This is a genomic window from Peribacillus saganii (assembly GCF_003429095.1).
GTDB classification, from domain to species: Bacteria; Bacillota; Bacilli; order Bacillales; family DSM-1321; genus Peribacillus; species Peribacillus saganii.
The window spans coordinates 71,596-91,365 of sequence record NZ_QVTE01000035.1 but is presented as its reverse complement, the minus strand read 5'-3'; the positions used below and the strand labels follow the sequence as shown (position 1 = coordinate 91,365).

15 protein-coding genes are annotated in these 19,770 nt (G+C 41.3%); 4 read left to right on the top strand and 11 right to left on the bottom strand.

Annotation, left to right across the window (positions count from 1 at the left end):
• Window positions 1-233: 233 nt before the first annotated feature.
• The gene (locus D0469_RS12975) at window positions 234-1,097 is read right to left on the bottom strand and encodes a nucleotidyltransferase-like protein (RefSeq protein ID WP_117327163.1); all 864 of its coding nucleotides are present in this window, start codon (window positions 1,095-1,097) and stop codon (window positions 234-236) included.
• A gap of 198 nt (window positions 1,098-1,295) precedes the next feature.
• Here D0469_RS12975 and D0469_RS12970 point away from each other — a divergent pair, with 198 nt between their 5' ends.
• Window positions 1,296-1,646, top strand: a complete 351-nt coding sequence (locus D0469_RS12970; protein ID WP_117327162.1) for a YgzB family protein — start codon at window positions 1,296-1,298, stop codon at window positions 1,644-1,646.
• Between the two features lie 98 nt (window positions 1,647-1,744).
• Here D0469_RS12970 and perR read toward each other — a convergent pair whose 3' ends face one another.
• The 6 genes from perR to yunB all read right to left on the bottom strand — a co-directional run bounded on the left by perR (window position 1,745) and on the right by yunB (window position 7,202).
• Window positions 1,745-2,182 (bottom strand): peroxide-responsive transcriptional repressor PerR, encoded by a 438-nt coding sequence (gene perR / locus D0469_RS12965; protein WP_199478510.1) that lies wholly within the window; start codon window positions 2,180-2,182, stop codon window positions 1,745-1,747.
• Between the two features lie 120 nt (window positions 2,183-2,302).
• Window positions 2,303-2,860 carry a cob(I)yrinic acid a,c-diamide adenosyltransferase gene (locus D0469_RS12960; protein ID WP_117327161.1) on the bottom strand — a complete coding sequence of 186 codons (558 nt, stop codon included), beginning with the start codon at window positions 2,858-2,860 and terminating at the stop codon, window positions 2,303-2,305.
• An 833-nt stretch (window positions 2,861-3,693) separates the two neighbouring features.
• Window positions 3,694-4,803: an aminopeptidase gene (locus D0469_RS12955; RefSeq protein WP_117327160.1), complete on the bottom strand. Its 1,110-nt coding sequence runs from the start codon at window positions 4,801-4,803 to the stop codon at window positions 3,694-3,696.
• A 49-nt stretch (window positions 4,804-4,852) separates the two neighbouring features.
• Window positions 4,853-5,311, bottom strand: coding sequence for a thioredoxin-dependent thiol peroxidase (gene bcp / locus D0469_RS12950; protein WP_158553457.1), 459 nt, complete (start codon window positions 5,309-5,311; stop codon window positions 4,853-4,855).
• Between the two features lie 73 nt (window positions 5,312-5,384).
• Window positions 5,385-5,804, bottom strand: a complete 420-nt coding sequence (locus D0469_RS12945) for a potassium channel family protein (RefSeq protein ID WP_199478502.1) — start codon at window positions 5,802-5,804, stop codon at window positions 5,385-5,387.
• A gap of 633 nt (window positions 5,805-6,437) precedes the next feature.
• Entirely contained in the window at window positions 6,438-7,202 is a 765-nt protein-coding gene (gene yunB / locus D0469_RS12940) for a sporulation protein YunB (RefSeq protein WP_117327158.1), read from the bottom strand.
• A gap of 221 nt (window positions 7,203-7,423) precedes the next feature.
• Between yunB and D0469_RS12935 the strand changes: the two genes are divergently transcribed.
• The 3 genes from D0469_RS12935 to D0469_RS12925 all read left to right on the top strand — a co-directional run bounded on the left by D0469_RS12935 (window position 7,424) and on the right by D0469_RS12925 (window position 15,377).
• A complete protein-coding gene (locus D0469_RS12935; protein ID WP_117327157.1) occupies window positions 7,424-8,719 on the top strand; it encodes a glutamate-1-semialdehyde 2,1-aminomutase in 1,296 nt (431 codons plus the stop codon).
• A gap of 365 nt (window positions 8,720-9,084) precedes the next feature.
• The gene (locus D0469_RS12930; RefSeq protein ID WP_117327168.1) at window positions 9,085-13,557 is read left to right on the top strand and encodes a glutamate synthase-related protein; all 4,473 of its coding nucleotides are present in this window, start codon (window positions 9,085-9,087) and stop codon (window positions 13,555-13,557) included.
• A 731-nt stretch (window positions 13,558-14,288) separates the two neighbouring features.
• A complete protein-coding gene (locus D0469_RS12925; RefSeq protein ID WP_117327156.1) occupies window positions 14,289-15,377 on the top strand; it encodes an aromatic acid exporter family protein in 1,089 nt (362 codons plus the stop codon).
• A 107-nt stretch (window positions 15,378-15,484) separates the two neighbouring features.
• On the opposite strand, the gene D0469_RS12920 is transcribed toward D0469_RS12925, so the two are convergent.
• The 4 genes from D0469_RS12920 to fabL form a co-directional block, all read right to left on the bottom strand.
• Window positions 15,485-17,233: an ABC transporter ATP-binding protein gene (locus tag D0469_RS12920; RefSeq protein ID WP_117327155.1), complete on the bottom strand. Its 1,749-nt coding sequence runs from the start codon at window positions 17,231-17,233 to the stop codon at window positions 15,485-15,487.
• A gap of 440 nt (window positions 17,234-17,673) precedes the next feature.
• Window positions 17,674-18,204 carry a nucleoside tri-diphosphate phosphatase gene (gene ntdP / locus D0469_RS12915; RefSeq protein WP_117327154.1) on the bottom strand — a complete coding sequence of 177 codons (531 nt, stop codon included), beginning with the start codon at window positions 18,202-18,204 and terminating at the stop codon, window positions 17,674-17,676.
• A 275-nt stretch (window positions 18,205-18,479) separates the two neighbouring features.
• Complete coding sequence (locus D0469_RS12910) at window positions 18,480-18,728, bottom strand: YgaB family protein (protein ID WP_117327167.1); 249 nt, start codon at window positions 18,726-18,728, stop codon at window positions 18,480-18,482.
• Window positions 18,729-18,844: 116 nt separating this feature from the next.
• A complete protein-coding gene (fabL, locus tag D0469_RS12905; protein ID WP_117327153.1) occupies window positions 18,845-19,594 on the bottom strand; it encodes an enoyl-[acyl-carrier-protein] reductase FabL in 750 nt (249 codons plus the stop codon).
• Window positions 19,595-19,770: the final 176 nt, after the last annotated feature.

Genomic DNA, 19,770 nt, shown 5'->3' with positions numbered 1-19,770 from the left:
TAAAACGTTGGCGCTTTGTTTTGTTCAGTTTTCAAAGAGCAATTTTATTATCGTCGTTTCTGTTCAGAAGCGACTTTATTATCTTATCACGTTGAATATTATAAGTCAACATTCTTATTGTGACAATTTATCTATGCCGCAGAACAATGCTGATGTCTTTCAGCGACGTTTATTAATATAACACCTCTCCCGAAAGACGTCAACATTAATTAATTTTTCAATATAACTTTTTTCTATACTTTATAATATCTATGAAATATTTCTTCGCTCTTAGTCTCTACGTTGACAATATTAATCAAATTTTTATCAATTAGGTATTCCAGCAGTACTCCTATATCTACTGAATAATACTGCAGCTCAGGATGCTCCATCAATCCCGCAATGCTCCAAGGCTCACTTTGGCTAGACATAATTTCTAATATATGCTGAGAACCTGAACCTGTTCGTGAATAAATTAAGAAATCACTTGCAAGAAATAGAAGTTCAAGACGTTTTTCAAGGGGTTCTTCACTATTTACTAATTCTTCATACAACTTGAAAATTTCTGGTTCGATCATTTTCACTTGATTCCAAACACTCAATTCCGGATGCAAACCCTGTTCAATCAGCTCCAATCGGGCGAGATGATGAAGTGAATGGACAATGTGATTATAGGCGTCAATATAATGGCCGTTGTCAAAAAAAGCCTTGCCATCCATATATCTTCTGATTAGTTTTGCAAACTCAATACCCATTTTTATTTTTCGGCCATAAAAAGGGAAATCTCTTAATTCCTGTTTTAAGTCATGAAGATACTCATTCCGGTCAAATAAAATCCGGCCACTTTGGATCCATTCGACAACTTTCCGATTGGTCCCAAGCAGGACCCACTCCTTGAGCTGTTCCTCCTGTACAATATGCAAAGCGGCTTTCTGATCTTTATATGTATAATGCTTTAAATAGACAGCTTCTTCACTCTTCTCAGCAATAACAAATAATATAAAATCGAAGGTGTCAGTCATTGAAACAGCATTATTTCTTTTTTCTATTAGTAAAATCCCAAGAGTCGAGGGCATGCTTGCCCGCTCTTGATATATAGGACGAAGAATATCCTCCATAACAAATTCCTCCAAAAACCTTTCTTCTGCTATATATGGTATTCTACAGCGGACTGCGATATCCTCCTTCTCACAGGATAAATCCCTTAATTAAGAATATCAATTAATCAAACCTGATATTTTCGCTTCTTTATTGAAAAGAAACCTAACCAAATTAAAAAAAATTGTGATATAGTACCCTTATCAGGAGGGACAACTATGGCTAAATATTCAAGCAAAATAAATAAAATCCGGACATTTGCCCTTAGCTTAATTTTTATTGGAATTATCGTAATGTATGCTGGAATATTCTTCAAAAGTTCACCATTGGTAATGACGATTTTCATGGTTCTTGGCCTACTATTTATCATTGCCAGTACCGTAGTTTATTTTTGGATCGGAATGCTTTCCACTAAAACGGTTCAGGTGATTTGCCCTAATTGCGGGAAACAAACCAAAATATTAGGAAGAGTCGATATGTGCATGTACTGTAATGAACCATTAACCCTTGATCCAAACCTCGAAGGAAGAGATTTCGACGAAAAATACAATAGGAAAGCCAATAAATAAATACACTACTATTTCCAAACCATCGAATAAAAAAGCACGGGCAGTGAATGCTTTTTAAAACAAAACACAAAAAGTTCCGGCCATTTGGCGGAACTTTTTTAGTGCGCTTCTTTTATAGCACAATCCGGGCATTCACCATAGATTTCCATCCGGTGATGGCTGATTTTGAAGCCTGTAACGTGTGAAGCCAAATGCTCCACTTCATCAAGTCCAGGATAATGGAAGTCAACGATTTTGCCACATTTCTCGCAAATAACATGATAATGTTGGGTAGTAACGAAATCAAACCGGCTGGAAGCATCTCCATATGTTAATTCCTTAACCAACCCCACCTCACGAAATACTCGAAGGTTATTATAAACCGTAGCAACACTCATATTCGGGAATTTACCTTCAAGCGCCTTATATATATCATCGGCTGTTGGGTGAGTCATTGAGTTCACTAAAAACTCAAGGATCGCCGAACGCTGTGGAGTAATTCTGACTCCAGTCTCCTTAAGGGCTTCCAGTGCTTCTTTTAGCTGAGTCTCCGACACTGCCTTGCACCCCTTTTCCTTAACAAGAATAAATTCTAAATTATAATCTTTATAATTAGTGTACTCTTTCATTGTATGAATTGTCAACGTTTCTACCACTGTTATCTTATAAACCTAAGATTATTCAACTGGCTGGTGAAGTCCATGTTCCTGTAAATTGGTTTTCATATTAACATATCGGGCTGCTACAAACAGCAAATCCGACAAACGATTCAAATAAGCCAGTATAATTACGTCTGCCTCATCCCCCAGTGCCACTGCACATCTTTCTGCCCGTCTTGCGATCGTTCTCGCAGCGTGAAGCGAAGCTCCGGCAGGATGGCCTCCGGGGAGAATAAAATTTTGAAGTTGATCCAGCTGTGAATCCCATTTATCTATGGCAGCTTCCATAAAAGAGATATCCTTCTCCTTAATTTTCCACTTTACTTCCTTTCCTTCCGGTGTTGCCAACTCAGCCCCCACATGGAAGAGCTTCGTTTGAATTTCATGAAAAACTTCTAATAACTGGTCTTTCCCTTCAAATGATTCATTCTTTAACAGACTAACAGCTAGTCCGATCATTGAATTGGTTTCATCGCATGTTCCGTATGCTTCTACTCTTGAATCCGTCTTAGAAACACGCTGTCCATATATAAGAGATGTCGTTCCTTTGTCTCCAGTTTTTGTATAGATTTTCACTAATTAGTATCCCCTTCTTAAATCGATTAATTAATATTTTCTTTTTCCCATTTAAAAGTCCGCATTTCCACCATAATTTACTCAAACGACAGTTTCTGTTTCCCCTGGCTTTTCTGTTCGGTCTTTTGACCTCTTTAAATGCTTTTTAAGTTTTTGTTCAGTAAAAACGACGATTGAAGTAAGCTGGTAATACCAGCATATGAAGCCCATATGACATTTTTTCCTAGTCTGTTTCCATTTTAGCATTTAATTTGCAATTTTTAAAAAATCGGGCAAAAGCAGAACAGCCCTGACAGGAAGGCCAGCTAAGACCGCCACGTCCTGTCGTAACGCCGTTCTAAGCTACAACATGCGGGCCCCCGGCAGCATAAGTTAAGCGCTGACAGAAGGCGCTTTTTGCCTTCCGAAGTGATTGGCTTATGACCAAGGTTGCCATGGCACTTGATCGCAGCAGGGTTGTGACGGTACTTGGTCACAACATTCTAGGCCGACTAACATCGCTGCCGAAGCTTTCCTTGTCCTCTGGCGTCGTCAGCACAAGCACGTTCATTGCGTCGGGGCTTTATTTTACTCCGTAAAAAAAGTTGCCGGACGCTGGAGCTAGAGATAGACAAACTTAATTTCGTGTATCCACAACTCTTACTATTTTATAATTTCCTATCGAAACAAAAAAAGCAGACCGCCTACGGCCTGCATCAATATGAAATCTGAGGAGGTATTCCCTTACTAAAGCATATTCACGATGATTCACTTTGAATTGGACAATAGCCTTCCAAAGCCAAAATAGGCAGTATAAATCAGCTATAGTCGGCTCTGTTATCTGAAAAGCTACATTATTTAAGCTTATCTGGATTTAGTCCCTCAAGCTCGGGCAGGACAAAGTATCCGTTTTTCCGAATCAGCACATCATCAAAATAAATCTCCCCTCCTCCGTATTCAGGTCGCTGGATAAGAACCATATCCCAATGAACGGAAGACCGGTTGCCATTATCGGCGACTTCATATGCTTCTCCTGGTGTAAAATGAATGCTTCCGCATATCTTCTCATCGAATAAAATATCGCCCATCGGCTCCGTGATCTTTGGATTAACACCGATAGCGAATTCACCCGCATAACGCGCTCCTTCATCTGTATCTAAAATCTCATTGATTTTATCAGCTTGGTCTGCATGGGCTTCCACTATTTTTCCATCCTTAAAAGTTAAGGACACATCCCTAAAAGTGGTACCTTGATACGGACATGGCGTGTTAAACGAGACGATTCCATTTACGCTTTGTCTCACCGGCGCAGTATATATTTCTCCGTCAGGGATATTATTTTCCCCGGCACATGGTATTGCTGATATGCCCTTAATTGAAAAAGTAAGATCTGTGCCAGGGGAAACGATGCGGACCTTATCCGTTTTTTCCATTAAATCCTTTAACGGCTGCATGGCTGTATACATACTTTCGTAGTCCACTGTACAGACATTCAGGAAATATTCTTCAAAACGGCTTGTGCTCATTCCTGCCTTCTGGGCAAGTCCTTTTGTCGGGTAATTTAACAGTACCCAACGGCGATTATTAACCAGGAAGGAGGTTGATTCCTTCATTACTTCACCACGGAGCTTATGTTTTTCGGCAGGCACCTCTGCAAGCTCGGCGTCGTTTTCCTCACCATAAACAATGATGGCGGCATCAATGTCCTCATATATACTTTTTATCCATTTGGCAGACGTGTCAAGCTGCTCCCGCTCATAACCCAAGGCAAGATGCTTGCTGATCTCATCATCCATTAATTCAATATATGGGTATGCTCCCAGCTTGTATGCTTCATCAATTAATTCTGTCATGAGAGGCTTTGCATTCAAATGGCCGCGAATTAATATTTTCTCTTTGTCCTTCAGTTTCACCGAATGGTTTAGCAAAAGCGCTGCCAATTCATTAAGTCTCCGGTCTCTCATTTTCCCACCCGCAATAGTTGATTTTTCTGTTATACTTTTAAAACTTATATTATTTAATCTCGTTTAACGCTTCCTCAACATGGCCGGCGACTTTTACCTTCCGCCATTCCTTAAGCAGCTTTCCTTCTTTGTCGATAAGGAACGTGGATCGTTCAATACCCATATACTCCTTGCCAAAGTTCTTTTTCAGCTTCCACACATCATAAAGCTCTGCAGCCTTGTGATCTTCATCGGCAAGAAGCAGGAATGGCAGACTATGCTTTTCTGCAAATTTTTGATGCTGCCTAACAGGGTCCGGGCTAACGCCAATTATCACGACATTAAGTTCTTGAAATTCCTCATAGCGGTCACGAAAATCGCATGCCTGGGTCGTGCACCCAGGTGTCATATCTTTCGGATAAAAATACAAAACGACAAACTTACCTTTAAATTGAGACAGCTTCACATTTTCCCCATTGCTTGAAGGAAGCTCAAAATCAGGTGCTTGTTCGCCAATTTTAACAGTCATCATGAATACCTCCATATATAACATCTCCAGGTAAGCGTACCCAATTATAGCCAGAATGACAACTGTGGTGCATCTAACCTTCCCGGTCAATGTTTTCAAAATCTATAACAGTCCTGACTACGAAGGCAGCAGGCAATGTATAACCGATAAATGCCTGGACAACTGCAAACAGTCTTCCCAGCCCAATTGGAACGATATCACCATAACCCACAGAAAACATCGTAATGGTACTAAAATAAGAAGCCGTTACAAGCTGTTTAAAAAAATCTCCTGAAACTCTTTTTCCGTGCTCAAGGATCACTGAGTAATTTTGCAGTTCGAATAGCAAATAAATCAAGGCAAATCCTATCATGATCGTTCCATACAAAAAGGCAAGCCAAAGCAAATTTTCGAGAGACACCCGTTTTTCATTTTCATGTTCAGGAGCAAACAATGTCCTAATACTCATGAACATACAAAAACTAATTGCCGCCAAAAGTATATAAAAACTCAAAGCCCTTCCCCATTTCAAAATACTCGTTAATTTAGGCTCGTTTCGGAAACTTGTTGCTCTTGAAGCCTAATAAGGCTATTTATTTAGTTTTTAAGGAAGCATTCTTCAAAAACTTACGATGGGACAAAATCTTATAAATAGAGGGGGTGTTCAAATACGAAAAGCAACAATCAATGGAAAACAGCCTGTATTTATTACTACTCCTTGTCCAAGGGATATATGAAAAAATTATTACTTGTGGCAGCAATCAATAGGGTAGATTATAGGTAGAGATAAAGGGGATGTTTTCAATGCGTTCCGTATACCTTGCCGAAGATGATTCAAAAATATCATCCGTTCATATCTTGAAAAGTATGATTTCACCGTCATTAAGCAAACCGTTTTGATGGCATAAAAAATGAAGTGTTAGCTGGAAAGATTATCATCCTGTAGTTCCTTGCCGTTCAAGCTATCTATTTCTATATTGTACGGACGCTTTATATAAATAAGATAAAAATGGTAACGTAATGCCATTATAAAGTACAGGTTCTAAACTATATGCACATTTATCTGAGTTATTAGCCTGGCTGAAAGATATGTGTACAATTACATAGAAAAACCCTTATCAGCCTGTTGGCAGACAAGGATTTTCCTTCATTCTTTTTTATCTTTCCCCGGGACTGGAATAGCCGGTGCAGGCATACTTTTGTCCCCTCCATAATAATCAGGGACTGAACCCGGAATGAAAATATCTCCTATTTTTACAGTATGCTCAACCGGGGCCTCCTCTGAATATGTAGGTATGACAATTTGCAGATTAACCTTAAAATTCACAAATAGTTCCAGAAATCCGTTATTGATCCCCGCATCTGTATACTTTGTTTTAAATTCTGATTCCACATTTCCTATCAATGACATTTCTATGGGAATCCTTGGTCCAAAATTTGACAGCAATGAATTTCCTGTGACCACACCCAAAGGGATATAATAAACTTCTGTATTCAAATGATCCTGGTCATTCGTCCCTTTCGATTCGTAAATATGATTTCCTTGGTCGATGCCGAGCTTCTTTTCAATATCCTTAATGGTTTCTGCCCTTATGCTGTTATACAGCTTCGGGTTAAAACTGATAATAGGTGTGCCATTTTCATTTTTTCCGTGAATGATAATAAATTCGTCCATATCAATTTGTTCTGAGATATTTTCATCGATGGATTCGTTAATTACCTGGGCTGAAACCCGTTTAATCTCGCTTGTCGCTACTTCCATTAAAACAGGTTCGATGGATTCATCAATTACCCAAAGGGATATTAAGCTGGATAAGACAAAAAAGATCACTGTATAAAGGAGTACATATTTAAACGGCAGAGGTCCTTTGCGCATTTTCACCTTTTTTGGAAACCGCCGTCTCCTAAGCATGTTTCAGCCTCCCTTCTTCCGCTTACACCCTTCATATACAAGCTTAAACCAAACATGGCCATGAAAAAAATTATTCTTTCCTTTTATTCGTATGCAGACATCCCATCAAATTTTCCACGCAGTTCAATAAATATCAATCAGAATGGTTTATGAGAAGGGATTGCCCAAGAATGTGCTAGAATAGATAAGGTAAGTTGTTAGTATACAGGAGGTTCTTAGTTATGAATTTTACAAATTCGGAGCTTTTACATAAGGAAGCGCAGGAACATATTGTTGGTGGAGTTAACAGCCCTTCCCGTTCCTATAAGGCTGTTGGCGGCGGTTCACCGGTTGTGATGGAACGCGCACAAGGAGCCTATTTCTGGGATGTAGATGGCAATAAATATATCGATTACCTTGCTGCATATGGACCCATTATTACAGGGCACGCTCACCCTCATATCACAAAGGCGATCACTAAAGCAGCTGAAACAGGCGTTCTCTACGGCACCCCAACCCCTCACGAAGTGAAGTTTGCCAAAATGCTAAAGGAAGCAATGCCATATATGGATAAAGTTCGTTTTGTAAATTCCGGCACTGAAGCCGTAATGACTACGATTCGGGTGGCACGTGCCTATACAGGAAGAGACAAAATCATCAAATTTGCAGGCTGCTACCACGGACACTCCGACCTTGTCCTGGTTGCCGCAGGATCCGGCCCTTCAACGCTAGGAACTCCTGATTCAGCCGGAGTTCCCAAAAGCATTGCACAAGAAGTAATTACGGTCCCTTTTAATGATCTCGAGCCATTTATAGCAGCACTTGAAAAATGGGGCGATCAAATTGCCGCTATACTAGTGGAACCCATTGTAGGAAATTTTGGCATTGTTGAGCCAAACCCTGGCTTTTTGGAGGCAATTGTTAAGCATACACACAAAGCTGGTGCACTTGTCATTTTTGATGAAGTCATTACTGCCTTTCGTTTTATGTACGGTGGAGCTCAGGACCTTCTTGGCGTGAAACCTGACCTTACCGCACTTGGGAAAATTATCGGCGGAGGCCTTCCGATTGGCGCTTACGGAGGCAAGAAGGAAATCATGGAACAGGTGGCTCCCCTCGGCCCTGCCTACCAGGCTGGAACGATGGCCGGAAATCCCGCATCAATTTTATCTGGTATCGCTTGCCTGGAAGTATTGAAACAAGAGGGGATTTACGAAGAAATGGACAGACTGGGCGCTATACTGGAAGAAGGAATTTTAGCGTCAGCGAACAAGCATGAAATTCCAATCACTATCAACCGTTTGAAGGGTGCCCTTACAATCTACTTTACAACCGAAAAAGTAGAAAATTATGTTCAAGCTGAGCATACTAATGGTCAAATGTTCGCCAATTTCTTTAAGCTGATGCTTAATCAGGGAATTAACCTTGCTCCTTCTAAATATGAAGCTTGGTTTTTGACTACTGCTCATACAGAGGATGACATATCTAAAACATTGAAAGCAGTTGAAAACGCCTTTAAATCGTTGTCAGTACAATGATAAAATGAATAAATATTCAATGAATATTCATAACCGCGGAACGAAATTGTTCCCGGTTTTTTTATTTTCAGTGAAAACGCTTACAAAATATAGTTTTTCATATTCGGTATTAATTTTTATCAAATTTTCCCATCCAATAAATTGTATAAATAATTGATTTCTGAAAATTAAGATGATATTATATTGATACTATTCTGAAAAATTTCCCCCGATCCGTGCTCTTTTCAATTAATATAAGGGTTATGCATTTTAGTCACCCACTTTTCCTTTCTTGATGAACCTTCGCCTGTAATTCTCAAAAATAAATAACAATTCGGGAGGTGACTGGCAGCGAATAAGGGTAAACCTTATTGAAGCCACCAATTATGAACCAAAACTGGAGTCCAAGTTTATTTGAAAACTTTCATAAGCAAGAACATGACGCGTGCGGAATTGTTTCCAGCATTGAAAAAAATAAAATACCTACCCGTGAAAACATCTTTTCTTGTATTAATGCATTGGTAAAGATGAATCACCGTGCCGGTTTTATTAATGGCGAAGGCGATGGCGTGGGCATACATGTAGACATTCCAAAAGCGCTTTGGAAGAAGAAGCTTGAAGAAAAGTCACTAGATGCTGGCGTAGTGGATAAGAAGAACTTTTTTGTTGGACATCTTTTCTTAAGCCGCAGTGAAAGCAGCAGCAAGCTTCAAGAAGAAGTAAAGGGCATTTTAGAAGCTGCCGGCCTAATCATTTTATTTGAATCAGACCAGGCCTATAAGCCTGAAGCTCTTGGACCGATTGCAATACAGGAGAACCCTGTTTTTTGGCAGTTTGCAGGGGTTGCAGAGGGAATTGCTCAAGAAAAGCTTTCATCTGTACTTTTTGAGCTTATACACGCAATCGAGAAAAATGATTTCATTCATGTCGCATCCTTAAGCCAATATCATGCTGTTTACAAGGTAATGGGTGCAGGCGATATCCTTCCTAAATATTATCCTGACCTTGCTGATCCACTCGTTGCCTCTACAATGACACTCGGGCATAACCGGTACTCGACAAACACCCTTTCCAGCTTTTTCAGGGTACAGCCGTTCAGTGTACTAGGACACAACGGTGAAATTAACACAATTGCCAAGCTGCGTGATGAAGCGCGTATGGTCGGTGTTCCTCTTGTTAAGGACGGAAGTGACTCACAGGATTTAAGCAGAACGATTGAAACATTCATTTGCCGACATGGATACACCCTTTTTGAAGCTATGGATCTGGTTTTCCCTCCTATCATTAATGAAATTAAGGTCTATCCGGAACATCTGCAAAACATGTATACGTATCTTCGTGAAGCGTGGGGCCATTTCTCGCAAGGACCAGCCGGAATCATTTCCCGTTTTGGAGATGAAGCTGTTTTCTCCGTAGATGCCCTAGGCCTTCGCCCGTTATGGATGCTTGATACTGAAACCACATACCTCTTTTCATCTGAACCTGGAATTATCCCTTCCTCAGAATATACAGGAGAGCCGAAGCCTATTGCTCCTGGGGAGAAAATCGGCTTGAAATGGGACGGAGATTCTATCAAGCTATTCAATTACCAAAACTATCAGGAAGAGGTTTATACACGCTACAGCAAAAGGCTAACATTTACTGATGACAGGCTCAGACTTCAGGGTCCAGTGCTTGAAAAGGTAGTTCCTGCTGTACAGCCTGAAGGCATCCACAATGGCCAATATAAAGCATTTGGCTGGGAACGCGACCACGTACAGCTCATTGAGCAAATGGCGGAAAAGGGTGTTGAGCCAATTCGCTCCCTAGGTCATGATGCACCTCTTGCTGCCTTAAATCCGCAGCGGAAGAACATTGCTGATTTTATTAAGGAAAGCGTTGCAGTCGTAACAAATCCTGCTATTGACCGTGACCGTGAAGCAGAACATTTCTCCACTAGGACCATTATTGGAAAACGGCCATCCCTGTTCGGAAACTCGGAATCTAGCTTTATCGTAGAACTATTAACACCGCTCTTAATTGAAGGGAAAGTTGGTCTTGAAAGTTCTAAGACGATTGGACAGCCGAGCTTAGAACAATTTCTCAAACCATTCCAGGAGAAGAAGCTTGCTCATATTATTTCAGCTACCTATACAGAGGAAGAAACGGTCGGTGCAGCACTCGATCGAATTGCCGCTGAAGCAACTGCCGCAGTAGATAACGGTAAAACACTGATTGTGCTTGATGATGCGAATGCACACAAAAATGGAAATCTGTGGCTTGACCCGCATCTGGTTACCTCCGCTGTTGACCAGGAGCTTGTAAAAACCGAAAAGCGCCGGGATTGTTCAGTATTGCTGCGTTCTGCAGCTATCCGTTCCTTGCATGATGTAATTCTTGCCTACGGTTTGGGAGCAAACCTAATTAGCCCTTATTACATGTTCCTTTCTGTAGCCGGTGAAAATCCAGTGCCAACCGTCAATCTTTATTCCGCACTAAGCAAAGGACTTGAGAAAGTTATTTCCACCATTGGAATTCATGAGCTCAGAGGCTATGGAAGATTATTTTCCAGCATTGGTTTGAATGAAGAGATTGGTAAAATCTTAAATATCGTTAATTTCTTTGGCTCAAAAGAATTGCAGCACAATTTTGATAGTTTAAAAGAAGATGCAAAAAAGCGTTACGAAGACTTTAATAACGAGAAGGAACGCGTAGGAAAAACATTCCACCTCTTCCCTCGTATTTGGAAGGCAATTGGTGAAATGGCTTCTACAGGTGACTATGAGGCATATCGCGAAAAAATCAGTGAACAAGAGGAAGAGAATCCTACAACAATCAGGCACTTAACAAGCCTGAAAAAGGTGGATAGCAGCGTCGCTCCAGAATCAGCAGATATTTCAGTCGGTGAACACAGCCTTCCGTTCGTAATTGCTTCGATGTCTTTCGGTTCGCAAAATGAAACAGCATTCAGAGCCTATGCAGAGGCTGCTGACCGCTTAAATATGGTTAGTATGAATGGTGAGGGCGGAGAAATTAAGGATATGCTCGGCAAATATCCAAAAACAAGAGGCCAGCAGATCGCTTCCGGCCGCTTCGGTGTCAACGCTGAGCTTTTAAACTCATCCAACCTACTTGAAATCAAGATTGGCCAGGGTGCAAAACCTGGTGAAGGCGGACACTTGCCAGGTTCAAAGGTTACTGCCAAGATAGCCGAAGCACGTAATGCAACAATTGGCTCTGACCTAATCTCTCCTTCGAATAACCATGACATTTATTCGATTGAGGACCTGGCTCAAATGATTCACGAGCTAAAAACGGCAAATGATAAAGCAAAAGTTGCTGTTAAAGTTCCAGTTGTTCCTAACATTGGTACAATTGCCGTCGGAATCGCAAAAGCAGGAGCTGATATCGTTACACTGTCCGGGTTTGACGGCGGTACTGGTGCTGCAAGGATCCATGCCCTCCAGCACGTAGGTCTTCCTGTTGAAATCGGTGTTAAAGCAGCGCATAATGCATTGCTTGAAGCTGGATTGCGCCAGGAGGTGGAAATTTGGGCTGATGGCGGGATAAAGAGTGCGCTTGATGTAATGAAGGTCATTCTGCTTGGAGCGAACCGAGTTGGCTTCGGAACATTATCCATGATTGCGGTCGGCTGTACAACTTGCCGTGGCTGCCATCTTGATACATGTCATGTTGGAATCGCAACACAAATTGAGTCCGAAGCACAGGCAAAAGAGCATGGTCTTCGCCGCTTTGTACCTCGTAAATTCGATCTTGCGGTCAATGGCTTGGTCAACATGTTCAATGCATTCGGTAATGAACTAAAGGCACTAACCGCTTCCCTCGGCGCTAGAAGCCTGCAGGACTTGGTCGGCCGCTCCGAGCTTCTTGATCAAGTAAAGGGGAAAGAAATGCTTGACCTTACCTACTTACTTAAAAATCTGGAAATTGGCCAGTTCTCCCACAAAGAGACTGCTGAATACCTTAAGGAAGGCGCAATGCAGGTTGCCGTGGGTGCTGAGTACCTTGATGCTCAAGTAGATGATCTTCACCACTCACGTGAATATAGTTCGGTAACGTCCGAGCAGCGTGTACTTGGAAGCCGTGTGTCCTGCCACCGTGTACGAGGAAGACTGGATGGCTCTTATAAGGCTTTGCCGCCTGTTAACCTTACTTACAGCAATGGTTCAATTCCAGGTAATGGCCTAGGCGCATACAATAGTGCTGGAATTAACATCGCTGTTGACGGCGGGGCTCAGGATGGTGCCGGTAAGACATCATTTGGCGGCAAGCTTTTAATTTTTAAATCGCCAGGCAAAAATGGCAAGTTCTATAACGGTTCTGTAGGAAAAGGATTTGGTTATGGAGCGCAGCATGGTCTTCTGGTTGCACAGGGAGATGCCGATGCCAGAGCAGGAATCAGGCTGTCGGGCGCTGATATCATTATCGGCGGAAAACTAAAGCAGCCAATTCCTGAAAAGGAATTCGGTAATATCGCCGTTCATGCCAATATTAAAGGATTTGCATTTGAATATATGACAAACGGGAGAGGTTTGGTTCTTGGCGATCCTGGTCCATGGATTTGTGCAGGTATGACAGGCGGGGTTGTATACTTACGCAAACAGCCTGAGCTTGGCTTAACGAAAGAAGCACTTCTGCGCAGGGTTGCAAAAGGTGCAAATGTTTCGATTGAAGCCCTTTCTGAACAAGGAAAGCAAGATATTACTGAACTTCTGGGAAATTACATCAGCCTTCTTAAGGAGCGTAATCAGAACGAAGAAGCAGCAGAATTGGAAACATTCTTGCCGGAGCTGGAAAAGCACTTTGTTCAGGTTGTTCCGGTTAAAGAGCAGGCAGATCCTTCAGTTTCAACAGAATGATGTATTGGAGAGGATGTCCCAAAATAACACTTTTGGGCATCCTCTTTTTCGTTTCTTAAGGCAGTACCTGAAGTTAATGAATCCATCCCGCTAAATGTACATTATCCGATTATTTGAAGGAGCCCTTTTCTTTTAAAGCATTAAACGCTACTTATAATAAAATTATAAAAACGAAATTTTGTTGTGCAGAACAAAAACGAAAGCGACAGCGGGACATCGACTAAGTTGTGGCAGACTTGTATATAAGGCCTTTTCAACCTCCTCCTGTGCCAAACATCGACTCCAGCACATCCTGGCAGAGGAAGAACGGCTAAGGTCGTGAAGCACTGTAAGGACGTCGGCACTAGCACGTCTTTTGCGTCGGGGCTTTATTTTTTACGAAAAAAAAGATGCTGGGAGCTGGAGATAGACACACTGAATTGGTTATCCACAATTCTTACCTTTTTATAAACCTCTATCAAACAAGGAATCCACCTAGCTTCCCAGAGGATTCCATTGGCCTGTAATAGTAATTCATAAATCCAACATAATTCCGCCAATTTCTAAAAATTATCTCTTGAATCTGCAGGATAAACACTGTATATTACAGTATTGTCATTGTTTACTATGCATTGTTTTTGTCTAAATTACATATATATCCTTCTTGTATATAGGTGAAGCATTTAAGGTTCCTTATCCTTTTTGCTTACCTGTATGGCAAAAATGAGAACAAGAAAGGAATTTATTCACTTATGAAACTTGGTGCCCGCATCCTTAAAACGGGAATTGCAATTGTACTTTCCCTTTATCTGGCTGATCTTTTCAGCTTTCCCTCCCCTGTGTTTGCCGGTATTGCAGCTATTTTTGCTATCCAGCCAACCATTTACCGATCATATCTTTCGATCATTGAACAATTACAGGCTAATCTGATCGGCGCTATTATCGCTGTTTTTTTTGTTATTTTATTCGGAAATGACATCTTCATCATTGGATTGGCTGTAGTGATTGCAATAACTATTAATTTAAAGTTAAAGCTGGAAAAGACAATCATTCTTTCCATTGTTACCGTTATCGCGATAATGGAGAGCCAGCAGGGTGACTTTATGGAGTTCGCCCTAATCCGATTTTTAACAATCATGCTTGGGATATTATCTTCATTCATTGTAAATCTTGTCTTTTTGCCGCCAAAATATGAAACCAAACTCTATCATCTTATTTCCGATGTAACGGAACAGACACTGAAATGGATCCGGATCAGCTCCCGGCATGCAACTGAACATACTTTGCTTAAAAAGGATATTAGCCGGATTAAGGGTGGTCTCTCAAAGCTTGAGCAAACCTATTCTATGTATAAAGAAGAACGTGAGTATTTTAAAAAAGCCAGTCTCGCTAAATCACGCAAGCTGGTCATTTACAGGCAAATGATTACAGTGACAACGCAGTCAGTGGAAATTTTAAGAAAACTCCATAGGTTCGAAAATGAACTGCACCAGATGCCTGAAAGATTCCAAATGGAAGTCCAGACTCAGCTTGATCGTTTACTTTTCTATCACGAACAGTCACTCCTGCACTTTATCGGCAAAGTAAAAGCTGTTGAAGGCCAAATGGAAAAGGAAGATCATACTGCCAACCGGAAAGAACTTCTGGCGCTATTTTTTGCACAGCAAAGAGAATGTGATATGGACAATGAGCACTTATTGTATCATATGATGCCTCTTGTTTCGTCCATAATTGAATATGGCGAGCAGCTCGATCATTTAACCACTTTGATAAACAGCTTTAAATCTTATCATGTATCTGAGAATGAAGTGCACGTACAGCAAGTGGAAGATGAGTATTAGATGTTGAGGCGGAACAAATTACTGTGAAAAAAAGTTTCTGTAACTCTATATGTCCTAAACAATAGCAATAAAACTGCCCGGTACGCAGGCAGTTTTTTTTATTATCCTTAGCTTTCAAGCTGCTGGACAGTGAACAGATTATAATAGTAGCCCTGTTTTTTCATTAACTCCTCATGAGTCCCCATTTCAGCAATTTCACCATGTTCAATTAAAACGATGCGGTCTGCGTGTGTAATTGTCGATAGACGGTGGGCTACAATAAAGGTTGTGCGATCCTTCGCCAGTTTTTCTAGGGCTTCCTGGATAAGATGTTCACTTTCCAAGTCGAGCGCCGAGGTAGCCTCATCCAGAACAAGGATTGGAGGATTTTTTAAAAATACACGGGCAATCGCAATACGCTGCTTCTGGCCGCCCGAAAGCTTCACTCCGCGCTCACCTACTTTAGTTTCATAGCCGTCAGGCAGCCGGGCAATAAAGTCTTGTGCAATTGCCGCCTCTGCCGCCCGCTCCACCTCTTCCTTTGAGGCATCTGGCTTTCCAAGCAGGATATTGGCTGAAACTGATTCACTGAACAGAATATTATCCTGCAGTACCATCCCGATTTTATCGCGGAGACTTCGGACTTTAAAGTTACGGATGTCGGTGCCGTCAAGCATGATCCGCCCGGCATTCACATCATAGAATCTTGGAATCAGACTGACGAGAGACGATTTCCCGCCACCGCTCATCCCCACGAGGGCAATCGTTTCGCCTTTATTGATTTCAAGATTAATATTTTTCAGTACAGGCTCTTCCTCTTCATTATAGGAAAATGTAACATTTTCAAACGTTATGCGGCCTTCTACATTCTTGCATTCCTTAGCGTCAGGACGGTCATCAATATCATACTTTTCATCCATTAACTCAAAAACCCTGTCCATTGATGCAAAGGCTTGGGTCAGTGATGTTGAGGAGTTTACAAGTCTCCGCAGCGGGCCGTAAAGGCGCTCAATGTAAGCGATAAAAGCAATCATCGTTCCAACCGTTAAATTTCCCTGTATAACCTCATAGGCTGAATAACCAATAACAAGAAGCGGTGCAATATCGGTTATCGTATTCACAACTGCAAATGATTTTGCATTCCAGCTTGTATGCTCAAGGGCTTTAGAAAGAAAGTTTTTGTTTTGCTTATCGAACTGCGTCTGCTCGAAATCTTCTATTGCGAAGCTTTTTATTACCGCCATCCCCTGTACACGTTCATGCAAATAACCCTGGACCTCAGCAAGAGCCTGTGACCGGACACGTGTCAGATTTCTAAGCCTTCCAAAAAAGTATTTTACCGAAAACGAATAAAAGGGAAACAATATTAGCGAAACAATAGTCAATTTTACGTCCATAGTAAACATGATAGCAATAGCAATGAAAATCGTCGCCACATCAAGCCATAAATTCATTAAGCCGGTAATTACGAAATTCTTGGTCTGTTCTACGTCATTAATAACCCTTGAAATCACTTCACCGACTTTTGCATTTGAATAAAACTTAAAGCTTAGCTTTTGAATATGTGTAAACAAAAGATCGCGTATGTCATATAAAATCTTGCTGCCGGTCCACTGGGCAAAATATTGCCGGTAATATTCAATCGGCGGCCTTACAATAACAAAGACCACGAGCATAATTCCCATGATCCAAAACAGCTTTTCAGTTTTAACTGCATTGGAAAGCAGTTTGTTGCCGACAATGTCATCGACTACATATTTGATTAGCACTGGGATCAATAACGGGATGGCGAATTTAATAAGTCCAATGATGATAGTTCCTACAATTTGCCATTTGTAAGGCTTGACAAATTGCATATACCTCTTTATGCTATCCATCCAAAAACTCCTTTATTGAAAAGCTGCAGTGCCCTGACAGAGGAAGAACGGCTAAGGTCACCATGTCCTGTGGCAACGCCGTTTTGACCCACCTCCTGTGGGCCTCCGGCAAGCATAAGACAAGCACTAACAGAAGGCGCTTTTTGCCTTCCGAAGTGATTTAGTCACCATATTCGAGGCCGACTAACATCGCTGCCGAAGCTTTCCTTGTCCTTTGCGTCGGGGTGAGCGCTGCAGCTAGACATCTTTTCTTGTTTAAAAAGTTACTCTTAATTATCATTGAAAAAGCGCAAGCCCTTATCATCCTGAGATCACAGGCCAATCCGTAAAATCTGGCCGGTTCCCTTTTTCCTTGGAACTAAAGCCAGACATCGAGAAAAATTCTTTGCTTTTAAAAAAGCCTGTTGGGGATTCAACAGGCTCATAACAAAATCCAATTTTTATCTTCGGTATGTCAAATACCGTTCATACCAGGAGTCAATAAATTCTGCAGAAAACGGCCCTTTGCGCTGTCTAATCCAAAAAATCAAAGTCTCAAGATTAGCTTTAAGAATCTTATCAATGATTTCCGGATAGTTCATCTCCTTCCGGTGCCGCTCATACTCATCTTCATCCAATAAATTAAACGTCATATCAGGAAAAACCTTAACGTCGAGATCATAGTCGATGTACTTAAGAGCGTCCTTATCATAGATAAAAGGAGAGCTAATGTTGCAATAATAATAAACACCGTCTTCCCGAAGCATCCCAATTACATTAAACCAGTACTTTGAATGAAAATAACAAATGGCCGGCTCCCTGGTAATCCATGTCCGTCCATCCGATTCCGTCACCATTGTCCGGTCATTTGCTGCGATTAGAAGATTCTGCGTCCCTTTCAAAACGGTGGTTTCTTCCCAGATTCGATGGATATGGCCGTCATGCTTATAGCTATGGATTTGGATTTTTCCTCCTTCGGTGGGAATCCCCATAATTTGTTTCCCCTACTTTCTCTCGCCGATTCTTGATTTTCAGATAAATAATAAATAGATTCTTTATTGATACAGCTTTTCCTATATTCCTTTATTATAGCGATTTATAAAAAAATTTAAAACAAAAGACGCTACTTGCCGGAAATTATCTGACATAAAGATGCAAAGTACAGGAAAAAACCCTGCTTTTTGTTAAAGCAAGGGCCGATAATATCTTTTTATTTTTTTTATATAAAATAATTTGCTCAGTGAACAATCTGGGCACGGATGTACTTCTATACGCCGACTCCTACTTGATATACTTTAATAACTTCTTCTGTCTGTTGTTCAAACATATTCTGTATATGCATAAGCTCCCGCTTCATTAGATTGATTTCTTCCGTTATCGACTTTAATTTGGTTTTCTCCTCCAACTCACGTAGCTGTGCTTCAATTTCCTGGCATCTTTCAATTTCAGACTGAAGAAATAATAACTTATCCATGGTTTTTAGTTGTTCATTAATAATCCGATCAAATTCGTCCATTTTAATCACCAGCCTCTTATAAGAATACTTCTTCCATATATATTCTTTGCTGTTCATGATTACCCTCTGACAGTTTTTGTTGATGCAGCAGAAGTTTTGTCGAATCGATAATTGTCTTACATGAGCAGTGATCGGCCTCCATCTACAATGAGCGTTTGCCCGCGGATCATGCTTGCCTCCTCAGAAATCAGGAATACTACGGCATTAACCATATCCTCGATACTTACCATTCTTCCTGCCGGAGTTTCCCTCGCTGCGTCTGTCAGCAGCTCCTCGCGGTTTGGAAAATGCTTAAGCGCATCTGTATCTATTGCTCCTCCTGAAACTGCATTTACACAAATGTTTTTAGGAGAAAGCTCGACTGCCAGGTATCTTGTCAAAGCCTCCAATGCAGCCTTTGAAACACCTACAGAAGTGTAATTTTCCAGATAACGAATTGAACCTAGAGAGCTGATACTGACCATTTTCCCGCCGCCGTTTTTTTCCATTAACCTTGAAGCTTCCTGGGCACAAAACAAAAATGCTTTGCTGTTAATGTTCATCGTCCATTCCCAGTGTGATTCCTCCAGTTCCATTGCAGGCCGCAGAACCCCGGAGGCAGCATTGTTAACAAATACATCAAGACGTCCAAAATGTTCTTCTATCTGTTCAAACAGCGTTTTTATTTTGGATACATCACCTACATTTGCTTTAACCGTAAGAACTTTTCTGCCAAGAGCTTCAATTTCGGCTGCGACTTCCATTGCAGCGGTTTTGCTCCGCGCATAATTAATTACCAAATCATAACCTTCAGATGCAAGGCGAATTGCAGTCTCTCTGCCGATTCCCCTGCTGCTTCCTGTAACAAGTGCTACCTTTTGTGTCATGTGTTTAATCAACCTTTCAAAGTGGAATAAAGTAAAGCGGGAGCCCTGAAAGAGGAAGAACGGCTAAGGTCGCCACGCCCTGTGGCAATTCCGCTCTGACCCCCTCCGGACAAAGGAACGTCGACTAAGTTCTGGCACGTTCTGTGCCAAGCGTCGACGCCAGCACATCCTCACAA